The sequence below is a fragment of the Dietzia sp. NPDC055877 genome (assembly GCF_053615975.1).
The window spans coordinates 49,759-68,919 of record NZ_JBSHCV010000006.1; the positions used below are offsets into that span (position 1 = coordinate 49,759).

General features: G+C 68.5%; 19 protein-coding genes. 13 read left to right on the plus strand and 6 right to left on the minus strand.

Translation table 11 applies throughout. From position 1 onward, the window contains the following. Positions 1 to 3: 3 nt before the first annotated feature. Complete coding sequence (locus tag ACWGLC_RS08970) at positions 4 to 537, minus strand: alternate-type signal peptide domain-containing protein (protein WP_452099555.1); 534 nt, start codon at positions 535 to 537, stop codon at positions 4 to 6. A gap of 180 nt (positions 538 to 717) precedes the next feature. After that, positions 718 to 1,413 carry a hypothetical protein gene (locus ACWGLC_RS08975; RefSeq protein WP_452099556.1) on the minus strand — a complete coding sequence of 232 codons (696 nt, stop codon included), beginning with the start codon at positions 1,411 to 1,413 and terminating at the stop codon, positions 718 to 720. A gap of 494 nt (positions 1,414 to 1,907) precedes the next feature. On the opposite strand from ACWGLC_RS08975, the gene ACWGLC_RS08980 reads away from it, so the two are divergent. Then, entirely contained in the window at positions 1,908 to 2,651 is a 744-nt protein-coding gene (locus tag ACWGLC_RS08980) for a hypothetical protein (RefSeq protein ID WP_452099557.1), read from the plus strand. An 84-nt stretch (positions 2,652 to 2,735) separates the two neighbouring features. Here the strand turns inward: ACWGLC_RS08980 and ACWGLC_RS08985 are convergent, their stop codons facing one another. After that, positions 2,736 to 4,379: an AMP-binding protein gene (locus ACWGLC_RS08985; RefSeq protein WP_452099558.1), complete on the minus strand. Its 1,644-nt coding sequence runs from the start codon at positions 4,377 to 4,379 to the stop codon at positions 2,736 to 2,738. An 80-nt stretch (positions 4,380 to 4,459) separates the two neighbouring features. Here ACWGLC_RS08985 and ACWGLC_RS08990 point away from each other — a divergent pair, with 80 nt between their 5' ends. The 3 genes from ACWGLC_RS08990 to ACWGLC_RS09000 are packed head-to-tail and all read left to right on the plus strand — an operon-like array spanning position 4,460 to position 6,618. After that, on the plus strand, positions 4,460 to 5,056 hold the full coding sequence (locus tag ACWGLC_RS08990) for a hypothetical protein (protein ID WP_452099559.1): 597 nt from the start codon (positions 4,460 to 4,462) through the stop codon (positions 5,054 to 5,056). A gap of 42 nt (positions 5,057 to 5,098) precedes the next feature. Then, positions 5,099 to 5,743, plus strand: a complete 645-nt coding sequence (locus ACWGLC_RS08995; protein WP_452099560.1) for a hypothetical protein — start codon at positions 5,099 to 5,101, stop codon at positions 5,741 to 5,743. A gap of 32 nt (positions 5,744 to 5,775) precedes the next feature. Next, positions 5,776 to 6,618 (plus strand): DUF1707 SHOCT-like domain-containing protein, encoded by an 843-nt coding sequence (locus tag ACWGLC_RS09000; protein WP_452099562.1) that lies wholly within the window; start codon positions 5,776 to 5,778, stop codon positions 6,616 to 6,618. Between the two features lie 321 nt (positions 6,619 to 6,939). On the opposite strand, the gene ACWGLC_RS09005 is transcribed toward ACWGLC_RS09000, so the two are convergent. Next, positions 6,940 to 7,974 carry an LLM class F420-dependent oxidoreductase gene (locus tag ACWGLC_RS09005; protein ID WP_452099563.1) on the minus strand — a complete coding sequence of 345 codons (1,035 nt, stop codon included), beginning with the start codon at positions 7,972 to 7,974 and terminating at the stop codon, positions 6,940 to 6,942. 90 nt (positions 7,975 to 8,064) lie between these two features. On the opposite strand from ACWGLC_RS09005, the gene ACWGLC_RS09010 reads away from it, so the two are divergent. From ACWGLC_RS09010 to ACWGLC_RS09035, 6 genes are all read left to right on the plus strand, one after another. Continuing rightward, positions 8,065 to 9,105: an OB-fold domain-containing protein gene (locus ACWGLC_RS09010; protein WP_452099564.1), complete on the plus strand. Its 1,041-nt coding sequence runs from the start codon at positions 8,065 to 8,067 to the stop codon at positions 9,103 to 9,105. 10 nt (positions 9,106 to 9,115) lie between these two features. After that, positions 9,116 to 10,180 carry a thiolase domain-containing protein gene (locus ACWGLC_RS09015; RefSeq protein ID WP_452099565.1) on the plus strand — a complete coding sequence of 355 codons (1,065 nt, stop codon included), beginning with the start codon at positions 9,116 to 9,118 and terminating at the stop codon, positions 10,178 to 10,180. Continuing rightward, positions 10,177 to 11,361 carry a thiolase domain-containing protein gene (locus ACWGLC_RS09020; protein WP_452099566.1) on the plus strand — a complete coding sequence of 395 codons (1,185 nt, stop codon included), beginning with the start codon at positions 10,177 to 10,179 and terminating at the stop codon, positions 11,359 to 11,361. Before ACWGLC_RS09015 ends, ACWGLC_RS09020 begins: the two co-directional genes overlap by 4 nt. After that, a complete protein-coding gene (locus ACWGLC_RS09025) occupies positions 11,358 to 11,876 on the plus strand; it encodes a nuclear transport factor 2 family protein (protein ID WP_452099567.1) in 519 nt (172 codons plus the stop codon). The genes ACWGLC_RS09020 and ACWGLC_RS09025 overlap by 4 nt, the downstream gene beginning before the upstream one ends. 2 nt (positions 11,877 to 11,878) lie before the next feature. Continuing rightward, a complete protein-coding gene (locus ACWGLC_RS09030; RefSeq protein WP_452099568.1) occupies positions 11,879 to 12,784 on the plus strand; it encodes a TIGR03619 family F420-dependent LLM class oxidoreductase in 906 nt (301 codons plus the stop codon). A gap of 247 nt (positions 12,785 to 13,031) precedes the next feature. Continuing rightward, positions 13,032 to 13,979 carry a hypothetical protein gene (locus ACWGLC_RS09035; RefSeq protein ID WP_452099569.1) on the plus strand — a complete coding sequence of 316 codons (948 nt, stop codon included), beginning with the start codon at positions 13,032 to 13,034 and terminating at the stop codon, positions 13,977 to 13,979. A gap of 234 nt (positions 13,980 to 14,213) precedes the next feature. On the opposite strand, the gene ACWGLC_RS09040 is transcribed toward ACWGLC_RS09035, so the two are convergent. Together ACWGLC_RS09040 and ACWGLC_RS09045 are read right to left on the minus strand one after the other, a co-directional pair. Continuing rightward, positions 14,214 to 15,248 carry an alpha/beta hydrolase gene (locus tag ACWGLC_RS09040; RefSeq protein ID WP_452099570.1) on the minus strand — a complete coding sequence of 345 codons (1,035 nt, stop codon included), beginning with the start codon at positions 15,246 to 15,248 and terminating at the stop codon, positions 14,214 to 14,216. A 127-nt stretch (positions 15,249 to 15,375) separates the two neighbouring features. Continuing rightward, complete coding sequence (locus ACWGLC_RS09045) at positions 15,376 to 16,620, minus strand: cytochrome P450 (protein WP_452099571.1); 1,245 nt, start codon at positions 16,618 to 16,620, stop codon at positions 15,376 to 15,378. A 166-nt stretch (positions 16,621 to 16,786) separates the two neighbouring features. On the opposite strand from ACWGLC_RS09045, the gene ACWGLC_RS09050 reads away from it, so the two are divergent. Genes ACWGLC_RS09050 through ACWGLC_RS09060 form a run of 3 tightly spaced genes read left to right on the plus strand, consistent with a single transcriptional unit; the run spans position 16,787 to position 19,036 of the window. After that, on the plus strand, positions 16,787 to 17,953 hold the full coding sequence (locus ACWGLC_RS09050; protein WP_452099572.1) for a steroid 3-ketoacyl-CoA thiolase: 1,167 nt from the start codon (positions 16,787 to 16,789) through the stop codon (positions 17,951 to 17,953). A 1-nt stretch (position 17,954) separates the two neighbouring features. Then, positions 17,955 to 18,542 carry a GNAT family N-acetyltransferase gene (locus tag ACWGLC_RS09055; RefSeq protein WP_452099573.1) on the plus strand — a complete coding sequence of 196 codons (588 nt, stop codon included), beginning with the start codon at positions 17,955 to 17,957 and terminating at the stop codon, positions 18,540 to 18,542. After that, on the plus strand, positions 18,539 to 19,036 hold the full coding sequence (locus tag ACWGLC_RS09060; protein ID WP_452099574.1) for a nitroreductase family deazaflavin-dependent oxidoreductase: 498 nt from the start codon (positions 18,539 to 18,541) through the stop codon (positions 19,034 to 19,036). The genes ACWGLC_RS09055 and ACWGLC_RS09060 overlap by 4 nt, the downstream gene beginning before the upstream one ends. Positions 19,037 to 19,161: the final 125 nt, after the last annotated feature.

Below are 19,161 nucleotides of genomic sequence, written 5' to 3' on the forward strand. Positions count from 1 at the left end.
CGATCAGGGGGCTGCCGGGCCTGCAGGAGCGGTCTGCTGGAGGGTGATCGTCGAACCGTCGAGCGTCGCGGTCGCGTCCATACTGGCTTCGCTCGTCGTGTCCGCGTCGAATGTAATGGTGGTAGTCACCTCGACGGTGTCTCCGTCGTTGGCATCGGTGATGTTGTCCAGCGTGATGCCCTCAGTGTCCGACTCCGCAGCAACTGTCAGGTACTGCCCAAGGCCGGTCTCTCCGACACCGCCGAGATTCGGCGTGAGCGAGGCGACGAGGTTATTTCCCTCGACCGCCAGCGTGTACGTGGCCGTGTATTCGACCACGTCTCCGGGAACTATGCGGTCGGTGCTCGGAACGAACGTCGATCCGTCCGCCCAGGTCCAGGTGCCTGCCGTCGTCTCGGTAATTCGCAGATGGCCGGAGGACACCTGGCCGCCGCCGAGCGTGGCCTCATCGCTCCACGCCGCGTAGGTTCCGGCACCGCCGGCGAGCAGCAGCGCGGCCGCGCCGAGGGCGATTGCCCCCTTGGTGTTCTTCTTCATGTTTCCCCTCAAGGTGATCGGTACCGTGCGATGAAACCGCCCGGACCAGCGGTGCGATGTCGCTGGCCACGGGCCATCCCATCGCTCGTACATGACGGACTCAGGTCCGCCAACGGTCAACAGCGGATGCTGGCGACCGAGTTCAGGAGCCCCGGAGAGTCCGGGGCTGGTTGTGGGCCTCTATCCGAAGCCCAAGGAGGGGCTGCCGAGCGAGCCGAAACCACCGCTCGAACCCGACGAGCCACTCGAGCCCGAGGACCCCGACGACCCGCTCCCCCCGGAGGAGCCGATTGAGCCGGAGTCGAGAGAACCGCTACTTCCGGACGAGCCCGACGAGCCGGCGGAGCCGGAACCGCCGCCGGAACCTAGGCGCTCCTGCAGGGTGATCCCCCAGTCCGGCGTGATGCGAGCCGATTGCTCAACCTCGCTGAAGGGCACGCCCACGTTGAGAGTCAGGCGCACGGACTCACCGGCAGGCAAGGAGAACTCACTCATCAGAACGCCAGGCCCGGGAGCCTGCGCCACCGGCAGAATTCGCGTCTCTCCTTGCACCCCGTTGACGTCGACACGGAACCACGCGCTTCCGCGATCGATGGACCAGTTGCCGAGGTACACCTCGCCGTCGACTGCCGTGTCACCCGTCACCCGAAGATGAAACGACGTCGAGTTCGGCGTACCGCCCGGAACCGGGATCGTCGTGGTGTCCCAAGGGATCGACTCCACGCCGCCCCACGCGACCCCGTCAGCGGAGTACTGCTGGCGCTCCCTGTCAACGGCCACCGACTCACTGGGTGCGGCGGCGGCCATGCAGCCGGCCGCGAAGAACGACACGACCGCGACGGAGGCGGCGAGCAGGGGACCGCGACGGCTCTTCAAGCGAGAAGTGCACGGCGGTGACGAAGCGAGCATGGCGAGTAACCTAACTCACACTTATGCATCCGTCCAGACTTACATCATGTTTTTTTCATATATGACCTACGCTCGATATCGATACCGCGCCTACTCGATAGGCGCAGGTAGAAGGTCGCCTAGTGCGCATAGCCAGACTTGCTGCCGCGCGGGAATCCTGCAAATAAACTGAGCGTCTACCTGGCTCCTGGTGAGCCGCAGCTTATGTGACACGACCAAGAAACTGCGCCGCTGCGGGCCACCCACCCACAGGCCCACCCACGGCGGGGCTTGCGGTAAGGTCACGCTTATCCCGCATGGTGATCTGTACCACACCGGCGCGGGAGTCTTGGATTACGCAACTGCTTCGTGGCCCCAGGAAAAGACAGCTCCAGGCAGCCCGATGCCGCACAGCCTGTCGGCTCATCTCAACGCCGCAGGCAAACACTGAGCTACTTCGCACCCGTCGAGAGGATCGATGAATGTCCGAGAACCGCAGGAAGACGGTCGCCTTGGGGGCAGCCGCATTGATGGCCCTGTCCGGCCTGACCACCGGCGTCGCCACTGCGAGCGCGCAGCCCAACACAGAGAACTGCGTGACCAGCAGGACTGTCGATCACGATTGGCTCGGAGTACTCGGCACTACCTACTCCGTAAACAAGGAGGTCGTCGGCGACGGTACTGCGGCCCCCGGCGGTGAGGTCACCTTCCGGACCACCGTGACCGGTGCCGGCGCCCTGATCAACCGCATACAGGATTTCCACCCGGAGGGGTTCGAACTCGTCAGCGCGAGGCATAGCGTGTGGTATCTGCTCGGTGGCCAGAAATGGACAACTGTGACAAACGACGTGAGTCGGAACTCCACGAACAACTCAGTGACTCTGACGAGCAGTGGGTGGACTACGGCTGGCAACGCCCGGGTGACGTTGGAGACCACCTACCGGGTGCCCCGCGACGCCAGCGCCGGAAACGTCTTCAATACCGGTGCCGCCTTCCGAGTGGCCGCAGTTGCCAACGGCAACAGAGTAGACAACCCCATCGACGTTTGCGTCACCATCCGCGAGCCCAACGCCGTCGAAGCCGCGACCGGCAGTCTCAACGACCTCGGGCTGGGCTCCGTCACCTCCGGATCCACCACCGCGGGCGGCATCTCGAGCGACCCGGCCACCTTCAGCTCCGACATCATCAACGGCATCGACATCGGTCAGCTGATCGGCCTCAGCTGACCAGCTAGAGGCCAGCCGGCACAGAACGCCTCGAGCCCCTGACTCCCTCCTTGCGGAGAGCGTCAGGGGCTCGAAACGTACGCCCTACTTCACGTCAGCCCAGTACGGATCCTTGAGCGTCCGCTTGACCAGCTTGCCGTTGGCCTGCCGCGGCAGCTCGTTCACCACGTCGATGGTCCGCGGCATCTTGAACTTGGCCAGTCGCCCGGCCAGGTCGTCGAGAATCTGCGCCTTGATCTCGTCGGACTCGTCAAAGCCCTCGGCCAGCTCGATCACGGCCTTGACCTCCTCACCCCAGTCCTTGTGCGGGATCCCGAACACGGCCGCGTCGCGCACCGCCTCATGCCGGGTCATCTCCGACTCGATCTCGGCCGGGTAGATGTTCACACCACCGGAGATGATCATGTCGTTCTTGCGGTCGCACAGGAACAAGTAGCCGTCGGCGTCGACGTACCCGATGTCGCCCATGGTGAACAGCTCGCCGACATACGTCTTGGCGGTCTTCTCGGCATCCTGGTGATACTCGAACTTGGAACCGTGCATCTGCAGATAGACGTTCCCGATCTCGTCGGTGCCCAGCTCGTTTCCGTCGTCGTCGAGGATCTTCAACGTCGTGGTCTTCCACGGCTTCCCCACGCTGCCGGGCTTGCGCAGCCACTCCTCGCCGGTGATGGTGCAACCGCCGCCCTCGGTGCCGGCGTAGTACTCGGTGAGCACCGGACCCCACCAGTCGAGCATCGCCTGCTTGACGTGCTTGGGGCATGGCGCAGCGCCGTGGACGATCGTGCGCAGGCTCGACACGTCGTACTTCGCCCGCACGTCGTCGGGCAGCTCGAGCAGCCGGGAGAACTGGGTGGGCACCATGTGCGACTGGGTCACCCCGTGCGCGTCGATGAGCCGCAGCATCTCCTCCGGCGTCCACTTGTCCATGAGCACCACGGCCTGGCCCAGGTTGAGCGAAATGGTGACGAAGTTCAGCACGGCCGTGTGGTACAGCGGCGAGCCGCAGATGTGGACGTTGTCCGGCGCGTGGATGTTGAAGCCGGCGAAGAAGTAGTAGTTGGGGACCGTCACCTGGTCGGGGCTCGCGCCGGTGAGCGGCCGGCGCACGCCCTTGGGTCGGCCGGTGGTGCCCGAGGTGTAGAGCATCGGTGCGCCGAGGGTGCGATCCGAGGGAAGCGACGACGACGAGGCCTCCCCCGCGCCACCGTCACCCGCAGCCGGAGCGGCCAGCTCGGCGAGCGGACGGAATCCGGGCACGTCGCCGATCGCGTAGCAGCGGGCCATGTCGAGCCCGGCCTCGGCCGCGGCGACTGCGGCGACGTCGGCGAACCGCTGGTCCGCGATGAACACCGTCGAGCCGGAGTTGTCGATGATGTACGCGACCTCGGGGCCGGTGAGATGCCAATTGGCGGGCGCCACATAGAGGCCGATCTCCAGCGCGGCGTAGTAGACCTCGAGGAACTCGATCGAGTTGGGCGCCAGCAGCACGATGCAGTCACCGGTCTTCAGACCCAATTCCTGCAGTCCGCGAGCGTAGCCGTGGGCGGCCTCGGCGAGCTGGCCGAAGGTCACCTGGCGACCGGGCTGGTCGGCGGAGCCGCCCTCGATCACCGCGACCCGGTCGGGCTCGGCCTCGGCGATGCGGTAGACGCTGGTCACGTGCTCGCCGGTCCGCGGGTCCAGGATTCCGGCGTCGGCGGGGACGGTAGGCGTGGGTGCACTCATGCGCCCCACGATAGAACGTGTTCTATCTCAGCGGCGGTCTTTCTTCCCGACGAACCGGGTCGGGCCTCTACGCTTCATCAATGGGTTCCTGTCTTCGTCGACGCCGGTGTCTCGCCGCCGCGTTCGCCCTCGTGCCGGTCCTGGTCCTGTCCGGCTGCGGGCAGGAGTCATCGATGATCGCGGCCGATCACACGACCGCGTCCGGTGCTGTCACCTCCAGCACGGCCGCCGCCAACACCGACGCCGCCCCTCTCTACGAGGACGTGGCGCCCCTTCTCGACTCGGTTCGGGACGAGTTCGGAGAGGTCCCGGTGATCGTCCTCTATGTCTTCTCCGACCACGCGTTACTCACGCACGCCGACCCGTCCCCGACCCGCACCTCGGTCCTGCGCCGCACCTACCGGGACGGGGCCTGGGTCAGCCCGACCCGCGACTCCCGACCTTCTCCCAGACGGCACCTGTCGCTGGACGAGATCAACCCCGACACCGTCAGAGCGGCCGTCGAGGCAGCCCCCGACGCGTCCGAGCTGACCGACCCCGAGATCGATCACGTGGGGATCGGTACCGGCGACACCGGCGAGCAGGAGTACGTGGTGTCGTTGACCGCGGACGACGGCGACGGTTCCGTCATCTTCTCCCCCGACCTCCGGGTCCTGGAGACCTCCGTATACCGCTGAGACCGGCCCGATCGAACCACGTCGCCGCCTAGTCTCGAGCTCATGACCTGTGCCCCGCGCGCCCACCGCCGTGCCGCATCCGGCGCCGCGCTGATCACCGCCGTGCTCGCGGCCCTGACGCTCACGGCGTGCAGCGCAGACGACTCCGGGGACAGCACGGACACGACCACCGCCGCGACCGCCACCGACACAGCTGTCACCGCGACTGCCACTACTACAGACGCCACCATCGACGGCGAACCCGCCGACGCCGCGGCCCTCGCGATCAGTGACCGACTCGCCGCCTCGCTCACGTCGGCGGCCGACGAGTTCGGCGACGTGGAGGTCGATCTACTCCTGGTCTACGCCGATCACGTGAGCCTGTTCTACGTGGATCCGGCCGATCCGGGCACCAGGCACCGCACGGAATTGCGTGATTCGACCTGGTCCGCCCCCACCCGCGGCCCCAGACTGGGAACCGCACCGCCCCTGCCACTGGACGCGATCGACCCGGTGGTGGTCCGCTCCGCGATCGAGGCCACTCCGACGCTGCTGGGCACCGACGAGGCGCGGCTGAGTCACGTGTCCATCTATCCGGACGACAGCGGCCGGGCCGAGTACCTGGTCGCGTTGGCCACCGGCGGCTCGCTTGGCACTGTGACCTTCGGCCCCGACGGCCAGGAACGAGAGGTCGAGGCTCCCAGGTGATCTGACCCGGTCCGGCGGCTACGCTCTCGCTCATGGCGAAGCACCGTAACCGCGCATCCGACGCCCAGCGCGCCGCCGTCCAGCAGGCCATCGACGAGGCCTTCGCGGCGGGCCGGCTCGACCATTTCGAGCACTTCGAGCGCATCCGGACCGCCACCAAGGCCAAGTACATCGACGAGCTACGCCCGCTCGTGGCCGACCTGCGCGGCGGTGACGACGACCTGGGATTAGACGGCGATGACGACGACAACGCCCCCACCGGCTCCGCGGACACCAGTTGGGATGCACGTCGCCGTGAAGATCTCAGCCACGCGAAGCGGGGATGGACGATCGGGATCGCGGTCGCGGTGGCGGTGCTCGCGATCGCCGGCGGGGCGATCGCCGCCAACGTCTCCGACGGTTCGTCGAACGCCGGCACAGACGAGGTCGGCCCGGGCCTCCTGCACACCGAGAACGGGGTCACCCGCCTGCTCGCCGAGACCGAATCCGAGTTCCCCGCCCAAGAAATCGACTCGATCCTGATCTACGGCGAGTACGCCACCCTCTCGCAGCAGGACCCGGCCGATCCACACAAGCGGATCACGCATGAATTCCGTGGCGGATGGGAGGAGCGGCGGTTCGATCCGATCCAGGCCGACGCAGATCTCACCGTGAGCTCGATCGACGCCGCCGACGTGATGGCCGCGATTACCGCCGCCACCGGTGTTCTCAAACTCGACCCCGACAAGACCGTCATCAGCCATGTCCAGGTCTCGGCTGACGCGCTCGGCGACCCCGAATTCCGGGTCTCGGCCTCCGAGGGCAAGTACGGCGACCTCGGCACCGCCACCTTCGGCCCGGCTGGCCAGGTCCGCGAAGTCACCCTCCCCGACTGACGAACTCGCGCACACGTGATCCGAGACCTCGGGTCGGAGTCCACCGCTCTGATGACCGCGCCCTCCCCGCGCGGCCTCCCCGTTCGCCCTCCCCCGCGCGGTTGCAAGACATGGCCGCGCGATTGCCCGACATCTGGTGCGTTTTTCGGGCCGCTTTTCGTTCCCCGGTCTTGCAACCGGGGAGCGATGTCTTGCAACCAGGCGTGGGGCGCGAGTCCCGGGCGGCAGGGCCGAGGGCCGGGCGCGCATGTCAGTCAGGCCGGCGGCGGGGCCGGGAGAGCGGGCGCGACGGACGAGCGGGCGCGACGGGCGCCGCTGTGCTCAGTCGATCAGCCGCGCGATCCGCTCGATCTCCTCGACCGACCGCGCGGTCACCACCAGCATCGTGATGCCGGCGGCCTCCCACTCGGCGATCTGCTCGCGCACCTGCGCCTCGTCGCCGATGATCGCCGTGGCCTCCACCATCTCGTCCGGCACGGCGGCCGCGGCCTCGTCCTTGCGGCCGGCGCGGAACAGCTCGGTGATGCGGTCCACGTCCTCGGCGAACCCCATCCTGCGGAACGCCTCGGCGTGGAAGTTCTTCTCCTCGGCCCCCATGCCGCCGGCGTACAGCGCGGTGAACGGCTTGTAGGCGTCGATCACGCCGCGGCGGTCATCGGTGATGTGCAGCTGGCACAGGAACGCCACCTCGAAGTCTTCGCGGGTGCGCCGCGCGCCGGGGCGGGCGAAGCCCTCATCGAGCCAGGAGTTGAACTCGGACGCCGTGCGCGGCGAGGCGAGGAAGCCCAGCCAGCCATCGGCGATCTCGGCGGCCAGGGCCACGTTCTTGGGGCCCTCGGCGCCCAGCCAGATGGGCACGTCCTCGCGCAGCGGATGCAGGATCGACTTGAGCGGCTTACCGAAGCCGGAGGCGTCCGCGCCCTGGTACGGCAGCGCGTAGGCGGGCCCCTCGGAGGTCACCGGGGCCTCGCGCCGCAGCACCTTGCGGATGATGTCGATGTACTCGCGGGTCCGGGCGAGCGGCTTGGCGAACGCCTGCCCGTACCAGCCCTCCACCACCTGCGGCCCCGAGACGCCAAGCCCCAGGCAGAAGCGCCCGCCGGACAGGTGGTCGATCGTCATGGTGCTCATCGCGGTGGCCGTGGGCGTGCGAGCGGAGAGCTGCACGACAGCGGTCGACAACCGGATGTTCTCGGTGAGTGAGCCGTACCAGGCCAGCGGGGTGAACGCGTCGGAACCCCAGGCCTCGGCGGTGAAGACGGTGTCGAACCCCGCCTTGTCCGCGGCCACCACGAGGTCGGCGTGATTGGTGGGCGGCTGCGCGCCCCAGTATCCGAGCTGCAAGGCGAATTTCATGGACACAGTGTGACCCACGCCGCCGGATCTGCGTGACGCCCACCACGGAAAGCCGCCCAGAATCCGGTGGAACGTGTTCTACTTACGGCTGTGACGTCCAGAGAAATAGTTGTCGATATCACCCCGCCGGACCAGCCCGTGCTGTCCGCCTCGCTCACGCCGTCCTTCGACTACACCAGGTCGACCGGCCCCGTGTTGGGAGCGTTCTTCACCGGCCTCCGCGACCGCCGGATCGTGGGCAACCGCGACTCCCGGGGCACCGTGCACGTCCCGCCGGTCGAGTTCGACCCGCATACGCGCGCGCCGCTCACCGAGACCGTGGAGGTCGGCTCGGGCGATGGGGTCGGCGGCGTCGTCGTCGCCTGGACCTGGGTTCCCGACCCCACCGACGTCAACCCGCTCGACACCCCGTTCGCCTGGGCGCTCGTGCGGTTCGACGGTGCGGACACCGCCATGCTCCTGGCCCTGGCCGCCGACGGCCCCGAGGCCGTGAGCACCGGGATGCGCGTGCGCGTGCAGTGGTCGGCCGAGCGACGTGGCGACGTCCACGACATCGCGTGCGTGGTCCCCGAGGGGTACGCCGACGACACCGCCGCCACCGACGCCCCGCCCACTGACGGCGAGCCCGCCGCCGAGTCCGCTGCCGCCGAGCCCGTCACGGGGGTCGTCACGCCCATCGGCCTGGCGGTGACCCACACGGCCGCGCCCGCGGAGAGCGAGTTCCTGCGCGCCATCGTGCAGGGCCGGATGCTGGGGCGCCGCCGCTCCAACGGCCCCGAGGTCTACGTCCCGCCGCGCGACTACTGCCCGTCCGACGGCGTGGCCATGGGCGAATACGTGGAGGTCGCCGACGTCGGCACCGTCACCACGTTCGGCATCGTCAACGTGCCGTTCGCGGGGCAGGAGATCAAGCCCCCGTACGTCACGGCCTACATCCTGCTCGACGGCTCCGATGTGCCCATCCAGCACCTCGTCCTGGGCTGCGAGGCCTCCGAGGTGCGGATCGGGATGCGCGTGCGCGCCGTGTGGGCGCCGGAGTCCGAGCGGCCCGCGTCCATGAAGGCCATCACGCACTTCGAGCCCAGCGGTGAGCCCGACACCGATCCGGCCACCGCCGCCACACACCTGTAGAGGACACCTCGTGACCCACACTGCTCCCCGGGACGTGGCCGTCATCGGTTTCGCCCACGCCCGCCATTCCGAGTCCACGTTCGGCACCACCAACGGTGTCGAGATGCTCGCCCCCGTCTTCGCCGAGTGCTACCGGCAGACCGGCCTCGACCGCACCGACATCGAGTTCTGGTGCTCGGGCTCGTCCGACTACCTGGCCGGCCGCGCCTTCTCCTTCATCTCCGCCGTCGACTCGATCGGCGCCGTGCCGCCGATCTCCGAGTCGCACGTCGAGATGGACGCCGCCTGGGCGCTGTTCGAGGCGTACCTCAAGATCGCCGCCGGCCACGCCGACACCGCGCTGGTCTACGGCTTCGGTAAGGCCTCCGCCAGCGCGGACCTCGACACCGCGCTCGCACTGCAACTCGACCCCTACACCGTCGCCCCATTGTGGCCGGGCCGCCACCACGTGGCCGCACTACAGGCCCGGTCCGGCATCGACGCAGGGCGCTGGTCCGAGGCCGAGATGGCCGCCGTCGCCGCCCGCGCACACGGCCGGGGCGCCGCCGAACTGCTGGCCGAGCCGCACATCGCCGACCCGCTTCGCCGCCACGACTGCCCGCCCGTCACCGACGGCGCCGGCGCGATCATCCTCGCCTCCGGCGATCGCGCCCGCGAACTCGTGGCCAACCCCGCCTACATCTCGGGGATCGAGCACATCGCCGACTCCGCCGAGTTCGGGGCGCGCGATCTCACGGACTCGCCCTCGGCCCGTGCTGCCGCGGTTCGTGCGACGGGCTCGTCGTCGTCGGACCGTCCCGACCTGGGCGGCGTCGGCGTCGCCGAGCTGCACACCCAGTACACGCACCAGGAACTGCTCCTACGCGCGGCGCTGGGCCTGGCCGACGACGTCGCGGTGACCCCGTCGGGCGGCTCGCTGGTCGCCGACCCACTGTTCTCCGCGGGGCTCGAGCGCATCGGCTACGCCGCCGAGGCCATCTGGTCCGGCCGCACCGAGCGCGCCCTGGCCCACGCGACCAGCGGCCATCTGCTGCAGCAGAACCTCATCTGCCTCCTGGAAGGACGCACCGCATGAGCGCCCACAGCTCCGGCCTGCCCGCCGCCGTGCTCGGCACCGGTCAGACCCACCACGTCTCCCGCCGCACCGACGTCTCCATGGCCGGCCTCTGCCGCGAGGCCATCGACGCCGCCATGATCGACGCCGGGGTGGGCTGGGACGACATCGACGCGGTGATCGTCGGCAAGGCCCCCGACCTGTTCGAGGGCGTCATGATGCCCGAACTGATGATGGCCGACGCCCTGGGCGCCGTGGGCAAGCCGCTGCTGCGCGTGCACACCGCCGGCTCCGTCGGTGGATCCACCGCGATCGTGGCCGCCTCCCACGTCCAGTCGGGGCGGTACCGCCGCGTGCTGGCCGTGGCGTGGGAGAAGCAGTCCGAGTCCAACGCCATGTGGGCCCTGTCGCTGCCCGTGCCGTTCACCGCACCGGTCGGCGCCGGCGCCGGCGGCTACTTCGCCCCGCACGTGCGCTCCTACATCCGCGGCACCGGCGCCCCCGAGCACGTGGGCGCCATGGTGGCGGTCAAGGACCGGCTCAACGGCTCCATCAACCCGTACGCGCACCTCAAGCAGCCCGACATCACCGTGGACAAGGTGCTCGAGGGCCAGATGCTGTGGGACCCGATCCGCTTCGACGAGACCTGCCCGTCCTCCGACGGCGCGTGCGCGATCGTGATCGGCGACGCCGACGCCGCCGAGGCCGTGGAGTCCGAGGGCCGCCAGGTCGCCTGGATCCACGCCACCGCCCTGCGCACCGAGCCGGGCACCTTCGCCGGGCGCGACTACGCCAACCCACAGGCCAGCCGCGACGCCGCGGCCGCACTGTGGGCCGAGGCCGGGATCACCAACCCGGCCGAGGAGATCGACGCCGCCGAGATCTACGTCCCGTTCTCCTGGTTCGAGCCCATGTGGCTGGAGAGCCTCGGCTTCGCGGAGCCGGGCGAGGGCTGGCGCATGACCGAGTCCGGCGCCACCGCGCGCGACGGCTCGCTGCCGGTCAACCCGTCCGGCGGCGTCCTGTGCTCCAACCCGATCGGCGCCTCGGGCATGCTGCGGTTCGCCGAGGCGGCCCGCCAGGTGATGAACCGTGCCGACGAGCACCAGATCCCCGACGCCCGAAAGGCCCTCGGTCATGCCTACGGCGGGGGTTCGCAGTACTTCTCGATGTGGGTCGTGGGAACGGAGCGTAAGTCATGAGCAACCCCTACCTGGACGAGAGCGGCCAGTACCGGCCACTCGAGTTGAGCGAGGCCGCGCTGGCGAGTCCCGCTTACGCCGCCGCCCGCCGGTCGTGGGCGGCGACCAACGCCGGTGACCGCGACGCCTGGATCGCCGGCTGGTCGCCCGAGGGCTGCATCGAGGACCCCGTGGGCCCGTCGATGTTCGACGCCGAGGGAATCGGCCACCGCGGTACCGAGCGACTCCTGGAGTTCTGGGAGAAGGCCGTGGCCACCCCGGACCACATCGAGTTCCGCTTCGACCGCGGGATCGCCGTCGGCGACGAAATACTGTGCATCGGCACCATGCGCACGCATATGGGCGAGAACATCATGGAGATCGATATCGCCGTGGACTACCGCGTCGACTCCGACGGCCGCCTGGTCTCCCTCCGCGCCTTCTGGGAGCAGGACGTCGCCCTGGCCTCGGGCCTGCGGCCGCTGACCGACGACGACAGGGCGGCCATCGCCGGCGCCGCCCGGAAGACCGAGTGATCATGTCCCGCGTAGTCGACGTCGAGTTCTCCGTCCCCGTCTCCTTCTCCCCCGTCGACCAGTACATCTCGATCGCCCGCGGCGCCGAGGCCGCCGGTTTCGACCGGGTCGTGCTGCCGGATTCCCTGTTCCATCCGCGTCGACAGGACAAGGACTACCCGTACACGCCGGACGGCTCGCGGATGTGGGACGAGAACACGCAGTGGGTCGAACCGCTGATCGCCTGCGCCGCGATGGGCGGCGCCACGTCGACGATCAGGTTCTGCCCTCAGGTACTGAAAGTCGGGCCACGTAACCCGCTGCTCCTGACCCGGCAGGTCGCCTCCGTCGCACTGATGACCGGCAACCGGCTCGACCTGGGCGTGGGGATCGGGTGGGATCCCAACGAGTTCGAGTGGTGCGGCGCCCCGTTCAAGGGCCGCGGCAAGCGCACCGACGAGTCGCTGGCCATCATGCGCGAGGCACTGAAGGGCGAGTGGATGGAGTTCCACGGCGACCACTTCGACTTCGACGAGCTCATCTTCACCCCGGCCCCGTCCGAGCAGGTGCCGTTCTACGTGGGCGGCCACACCGAGATCGCCCTCAAGCGGGCGGCGCGGATCGGCCAGGGCTGGACCAGCGCGATGATGAAGTTCGACGAGATCGCGGCCACCGTCACGCGCCTGGGCGAGTTGCTCGAGGCCAGCGGCCGCTCGCTCGCCGACCGCGGCGACGGCAAGCCTTTCGCCATCCAGGTGGTCTGCCTGGACAAGTTCGGCACGCGCGGTTTCACCGAGCTGGCCGAGGCCGGGGTCACGGACATCATCGTGATGCCGTGGATGGTCGAGGGACACGGCTTCGACTGCTCCACCGAGCAGAAGCTCGAGTCCATTTCCAACTTCGGCGCGAAGTACGGCCTGACCGACTGACAGTTCCCCGGTTGCAAGACATCACCCCGCGATTGCAAGACATCTAGTGCGATTACTGAGCTGTTTTTCGCACCGCTGGTCTTGCAGCTGCGGGGTGATGTCTTGCAACCGCGGGGTTGTTGTGGGCGGGACCGGCTTGGGAGCGCGGGATAAGGCGAACCGCGGCCCCTGTGGATGGTCGTCGACTCCATCCACAGTGGCCGCTTTCTGCCTGTTCCGAGACGTCGCCGCCATTCACGATTGCCTCATGGCACGCACTCGCTGGGTCAGCGACACCCGCCCACCCGTCCCGGTCCCCGCGTCATTGGCGGACGCGGTGACGACCGGCAAACCGTTCGCAGGCGCCGATGCCCTGGCCGCCGGACTCGTCACCCGCTACGCACTCCGAGCCGGGTTCCACGCGATCTTCCCCGGTGTCTACGTTGCGAAAGGGGATCCGCTGACCAGCTGGGACATCATCCGGGCAGCCGGCATCTGGGCTCCGTCGGACGCGATCATCGGAGGATGGGCTGCCGCCTATCTCCACGGCGAAACGTCGTACGCCAGAGAAAGAGTACTTGGCGGAATCGATGTGTTCACCGCAGCCGAACCGCGGCCTCCGCGCGGGATCCGGAAACGCTCACTTCGCCGCTTGGTGCCGAGCGAGGACATCTGCGAGATCGGTGGGTTGCGCGTCACCGCCCCTGCTCGCACAGCCGTGGACGCGGCCAGATGGATCCGCGGAGGCGACCTGCGAATCTGCGTGATCGATTCGCTCTGCTTCACCACCGGCACTGCTCTGGACGCCGTCGCCGCGGCCGCGGGACGCATGCATGGCCTGCACGGTGCATCGACGGTCGCGAGACTCCTGGATGCATGTGACGCCGGCGCGCAGTCACCGCAGGAGACATTGCTGCGACTCCGCATCGAACGGTCGCCGCTCCCCCGGCCGACTTCTCAACTCGAGATCTTCGAGCCCACCGGTGAGCGGATCACGATCGCCGACCTCGCCTACGCTTCTGCCAAGGTCGCGATCTTCTACGACGGCAGGCACCACGGTGACGAGGACCAGTGGCGGCGGGACCTACGCATCACCGCCAGGCTGACCGATCTCGGGTGGCAGGTCGTGCGGATCGTCAAGGACATGAAGCCTGACGAGGCGATGCGTCACATCACGAACGCATACACCCGCGCTCAAAACCGCCCTTGCACCTGACACCACTCTTCCCGCAGCGGTTGCAAGACATCCCCCATCACCTGCACGACAATCGGTGCGAAAAGCCGGGTCTGAAACACAACTGGCGTCGTGCAACCGCGTACCCGTGTCTTGCAACCGCGGCGAGGGGCGGCCTGGCGAGGGCGAGGGCGAAGGGCCGCCTGAGGGTGACGAGGCGGTGGCGCGGGGCGGTGGCAAAGGGCGGCTGGCGAGGGCGAGGGGCGGCCTCGACGATCACGCCGAGATGGTCACTGCGATGTCGTCGAGGCAGGCCAGGATCTCGCGGTGGGTGTCCTCGGTGGCCTCGAGATGCATGAGGTGCCCGGCTCGCGGCACGCTGCGGACCTGGCGGACGTCGTCGTGATAGCGGTCGAGCTTCTTGAGCGGCTCGCGGCCGTGGAAGCCCTCGAGGTCGGGATCGTGCTCCGAGTAGACGAAGTAGTACGGCACGGGGTTGGTCTGACGCTCGAACTCCTTGCGGGCGTACCAGGACGCGTCCATCGCGCGGTACCACTGCAGCGGACCGGCGAACCCGGTGCGGACGTACTCGGTCTCGTAGCGGTCCAACTCCTCCGCGGTGAGCCAGCGCCACGGCAGCTCCGGCGCCTCGGGCAGCGCATCGAGGTAGGTCGTGCCCGACGGGTGCTGCCACACATCGAGGTAGTGGTAGTCGGCGGACAGGGCCCAGAACACGCGGGCGAGGAAGTCGCGCTCGTGGCCCTCGAGATCGGCCTCGGCGACGCCCGGCTGCGCGAAGTAGTGCAGATGCAGGAAGTGCTTCTCGGCGATCATCGCCGAGCCCTCCAGAGGGGAGACCGACCCGGCGGTGCCCATGAAGGGGTTCTCCATCCCGATCACCGCACGGACCCGCTCCGGCTCCAGGTGACAGGCGTCGTAGACCACGCCCGCGCCGAAGTCGAAGCCCACCAACACGACCTTCTCCGACTTCGGGAGTGCATCGTCAAGTACCGCGATCAGGTCGTCGACCACCTCGCGCGGCGCGTAGTCCTCGACATTCGTGGGCGCGTCGGAGCCGCCCATCCCCCTCAGGTCCGGCGCGATGACCCGCCACCCGGCGTCCACGAGGACGGGGATCATGCGGTGCCACGTGAACCAGAAGTGAGGGAAGCCGTGAACAAGCGCGACGGTGCCCGGGCGCTGGTCTGCGGACGCGCTCGGTTCGGCGACCACGTAGTGGATGCCCACGCCGTCGCGGTCGATGTGGCGGTGCTCGAGGAAGGACGGGTCGTCGATTCGGGGGTCGATCATGATGTCACCCTGCCTGGTTCTGTGGGGGATTCGGCGCGATTGTCGTAGGAGACGCCGACGGCCCCGGCGCTCCGCCCCGGTGGGCGGTGCGCCGGGGCCGTCACCGTGCGTGCTGTGGGTCAGTCGATCAGGCCCGGACCGGGCACTTGAAGTCGACCTTCCAGTCCTGGATGGCGTTGAGCCAGCCCGAACGCAGGCGGGTCGCGTCACCCATCGAGGTGATGTCGGGCATGTGGTCCGCGATCGCGTTGAAGATCAACTCGATCTGCAACTTCGCCAGGTTGGCGCCGATGCAGTAATGCGGGCCGTTCCCGCCGAACGTCAGGTGCGGGTTCGGGTCGCGCAGGATGTTGAAGCTGAACGGGTCCTCGAAGACGTCCTCGTCGAAGTTCGCCGAGCCGTACATGATCGCGGCACGGTCGCCCTTCTTCATGGTCACGCCGCCGATCTCGACATCCTCGGTGGCGGTGCGCTGGAACGAGGAGATCGGCGAGGCCCAGCGGAGGATCTCGTCGTAGGTGGTCTCCGGGCGTTCGGCCTTGAACAGCTCCCACTGGTCCGGGTTCTCCAGGAACGCGATCATGCCGTGGGTTGTCGCGTTACGGGTGGTCTCGTTGCCGGCCACCGCGAGCAGCACCACGAACCAGCCGAACTCGTCCGCGGTGAGCTGCTCGCCGTCGACGTCGGCCTGGACCAGCTTGGTCACCAGGTCGTCCCGCGGGTCGACCTCGCGCTTGGCGGCCAACTCCATGGCGTAGCCGAGGATCTCGGCGTTGGCGGCGTTGGACTCGTCCGCCAGCTCCGGGATGTCGTAGCTGGTCATCTTGTTGGACCACTCGAAGATCTGGTGGCGGTCCTCCTGCGGGATACCGATGAGCTCGGCGATGGCCTGCAGCGGGAGCTCGGAGGCCACCTCGGTGATGAAGTCTCCCCCGCCCTTGGCGGCTGCGGTCTCCACGATGCTCCGCGCCTTCTCGGCGAGGTTCTCACGCATCTTCTCGATGTTCCGCGGGGTGAACCCCTTCGAGATGATGCGGCGGTACTTCTTGTGCTCGTCGCCGTCCTGGTTGATGAACAGGAAGCGCGTCATCTCGACGATCTCGCGCTCCGTCCCGGGCGCGAAGCGCGGGATGGCGGTGTTCTCCCAGGTGGAGAACACCTCGTTGGTGCGCCGGGAGATCTCCTTGACGTCTGCGTGCTTGGTGACGACCCAGTAGCCGTCGTCGTCGTATCCGTCCGCACCCGGCTCGTTGGCGCACCACCAGATCGGCTCGGTCTGCCGCAGGTGCATCCACTCCGGATGCGGAAGGCGCTTCTGGTAGAGCTCCGGGTCGGTGAAGTCGAACCCCTCGGGAATGGTGACTGGCTGCACTGGCACTCCTTGGCCGCGTCGGTTTGCGTCAGGTGTTCACTCCCACAACCCGGATACTGCGAACCCCTCGCCCGGGCTGTAATCTAGAACACGTTCCACGCACCATACTAGAACACGTTCAGTTCCGGCCAGGTCTACCTCCGGCCGGATTCCCGGAAGGAAAACCATGGGAAATCCCGTCATCGTCGAGGCCGTACGTACCCCGATCGGCAAGGCACGCGGCGCGCTGTCGGGCCTCCACCCCGCGCACCTGCTGGGCGCCTCCCAGAAGGAGGTCATCCGCCGGGCAGGCATCGACGCCGCCCTGGTCGAGCAGGTCGTCGGCGGCTGCGTGACCCAGGCCGGCGCACAGGGCAACAACGTCACCCGCGGCGCCTGGCTCGCCTCCGGCCTGCCCTGGCAGACCGCGTGCACGACCATCGACTGCCAGTGCTCGTCCGCGCAGCAGGCCAACCACTTCATCGCAAACCTCATCCACGCGGGCGCCATGGACGTCGGCATCGCCTGCGGCGTCGAGTCGATGAGCTGGATCGCGCTCCGTGCGGCTGTCGGCAACGGCGAGAACGGCATGCCCCGCCCCGACGACTGGACGGTGGATCTGCCCGACCAGTTCACGGCTGCCGACCGGATCGCCAAGCGTCGCGGACTGAGCCGCGCCGACCTCGAGGAGCTGGGCGTCCGGTCGCAGGCCAATGCGCAGCGCGCGTGGGACGAAGGCCGGTTCGATCGCGAGACCTTCGCCGTCGACGCCCCCGAGCGCCTCAAGGACGGCACCTACACCGGCGAGACGGTGACCGTCACCCGCGATCAGGGCCTGCGGGAGACCACCGCCGAGGCGCTCGCCGGCCTCAAGCCGGTCCTCGAGGGCGGCCTGCACACCGCCGGCACCTCGAGCCAGATGTCCGACGGCTCGGCCGCGGTCCTGCTCATGGACGAGGACGTCGCCAAGGCGCACGGCCTCAAGCCCCGCGCGCGCATCGTCCACCAGGCGCTGGTGGGTGGCGAGCCCGAGTACCACCTCGACGGCCCGGTCCAGGCCACTCAGCGCGTCCTCGACCGCTCGGGCATGTCGATCTCCGACTTCGATCTCTTCGAATGCAACGAGGCGTTCGCCTCCGTGCTCCTAAGCTGGGCGCAGGTGCACGGGCCCGACATGGACAAGGTCAACGTCAACGGGGGCGCCATCGCGATCGGCCACCCCGTCGGCAGCACCGGGTCGCGGCTCATCACCACCGCCCTGCACGAGCTCGAGCGCACGGACGGCGAGCGCGCGCTCATCACGATGTGCGCGGGAGGCGCCCAGGCCTCGGCCAGCATCATCGAGAGGATCTGACATGAGCAGCAACGTCATCGAGGCGGCCGCGGGACGTCGGCAGGAGATCTTTGCCGCCATCTCGTCCGCCACCGGCACGGACGACGCGGTCAAGGCCGTGTCCCACCTCCTGGCGGTTTCGGCGGACGAGGCGCGCGAGGTCCTGCGCGCCCCGCTCGAGTCGTTCGTCGGCGCCACCACCGAGCAGCCGGACGCCTCGAGTCCGTCGAGCTTCGCCCTGCACCCGTTCCGCGACTCGGACGAGCACAATGCGCTGTACAAGGCGCGCTCGACCGATGCCTCGTCCGCGACGGGCGGCACGTGGGACGAGAGCCGCACGGAGCAGGAGCGTCGCGAGGGCCTGAAGCGGATCGACTCGGAGTCGGCGATGTGGTTCGTCGCCGTCGACGGCGCGCGGGGCACCCAGGTGGGCCTGGTGTTCGGCGAGCAGGTCAACGACGGCGACGTTGACGTTGCGATCTGGATCCACCCGGAGGAGCGGAAGAAGGGTTACGGCCTGATGGCGCTCAAGGAGAGCCGCCGTGAGCTCGCGGCGTTCTTCCCCGGCAAGCACGTGATCGTCCGTGCGCCGATGGCCGGCGGCAAGTGACGGATCAGCAGCCCGAGACCGGCACCGACGACCCACGGCGTGGCGCGCCGTGGGTCGTCGGCGTGATCAAGGTGATGTCGCGGGCCAACACGTGGCTGTACCAGCGCACGGGCGGTCGGATCGGCGGGACCTGGCGGGTGGGATCGGCGCTGCGGGCGCCGGTTCCGGTGTGTTTGGTGACGACGACGGGCCGTAAATCCGGCGAACCACGCACGGTCCCGTTGCTGCACCTCCCGGACGGCGACCGCGTCCTGTTGGTCGCGTCGCAAGGCGGGCTGCCCTCTCATCCGCAGTGGTACCGCAACGTCTTGGCGGACCCGGCCGTCACCGTTCAGGTGGGTCGCCGGGTCAGGTCGATGACGGCGAGGGAGGCGTCTCCGGCCGAGCGGGCGGAGTTGTGGCCTCGGCTCGTCGAGCGTTACGCGGATTTCGCTGAGTATCAGGCAAACACCAGCCGCGTCATACCCGTGGTGATCTGCGAACCCGTGCGTTAGCCGAACGCTCGCCGAATGGCTGACCTGTCATGCTGTGCACGTCATGAGCAGTGTACGGCGTGAACACCGCTCAATCCGATCGGCATGCGTGGCGGCATTGACAAAAGTTCATATTCAGGGGATTC

What these genes read in the sequence shown, in the direction of transcription:
- ACWGLC_RS09055 (WP_452099573.1), top strand. Translation starts at nt 17,955, where the DNA reads ATGAGCAGCAACGTCATCGAGGCGGCCGCGGGACGTCGGCAGGAGATC.
- ACWGLC_RS09025 (WP_452099567.1), top strand. Translation starts at nt 11,358, where the DNA reads ATGAGCAACCCCTACCTGGACGAGAGCGGCCAGTACCGGCCACTCGAG.
- ACWGLC_RS09050 (WP_452099572.1), top strand. Translation starts at nt 16,787, where the DNA reads ATGGGAAATCCCGTCATCGTCGAGGCCGTACGTACCCCGATCGGCAAG.
- ACWGLC_RS09000 (WP_452099562.1), top strand. Translation starts at nt 5,776, where the DNA reads ATGGCGAAGCACCGTAACCGCGCATCCGACGCCCAGCGCGCCGCCGTC.
- ACWGLC_RS08980 (WP_452099557.1), top strand. Translation starts at nt 1,908, where the DNA reads ATGTCCGAGAACCGCAGGAAGACGGTCGCCTTGGGGGCAGCCGCATTG.
- ACWGLC_RS09040 (WP_452099570.1), bottom strand. Translation starts at nt 15,248, where the DNA reads ATGATCGACCCCCGAATCGACGACCCGTCCTTCCTCGAGCACCGCCAC.
- ACWGLC_RS09020 (WP_452099566.1), top strand. Translation starts at nt 10,177, where the DNA reads ATGAGCGCCCACAGCTCCGGCCTGCCCGCCGCCGTGCTCGGCACCGGT.
- ACWGLC_RS08970 (WP_452099555.1), bottom strand. Translation starts at nt 537, where the DNA reads ATGAAGAAGAACACCAAGGGGGCAATCGCCCTCGGCGCGGCCGCGCTG.
- ACWGLC_RS09035 (WP_452099569.1), top strand. Translation starts at nt 13,032, where the DNA reads ATGGCACGCACTCGCTGGGTCAGCGACACCCGCCCACCCGTCCCGGTC.
- ACWGLC_RS08985 (WP_452099558.1), bottom strand. Translation starts at nt 4,379, where the DNA reads ATGAGTGCACCCACGCCTACCGTCCCCGCCGACGCCGGAATCCTGGAC.
- ACWGLC_RS09030 (WP_452099568.1), top strand. Translation starts at nt 11,879, where the DNA reads ATGTCCCGCGTAGTCGACGTCGAGTTCTCCGTCCCCGTCTCCTTCTCC.
- ACWGLC_RS08995 (WP_452099560.1), top strand. Translation starts at nt 5,099, where the DNA reads ATGACCTGTGCCCCGCGCGCCCACCGCCGTGCCGCATCCGGCGCCGCG.
- ACWGLC_RS09005 (WP_452099563.1), bottom strand. Translation starts at nt 7,974, where the DNA reads ATGAAATTCGCCTTGCAGCTCGGATACTGGGGCGCGCAGCCGCCCACC.
- ACWGLC_RS08990 (WP_452099559.1), top strand. Translation starts at nt 4,460, where the DNA reads ATGGGTTCCTGTCTTCGTCGACGCCGGTGTCTCGCCGCCGCGTTCGCC.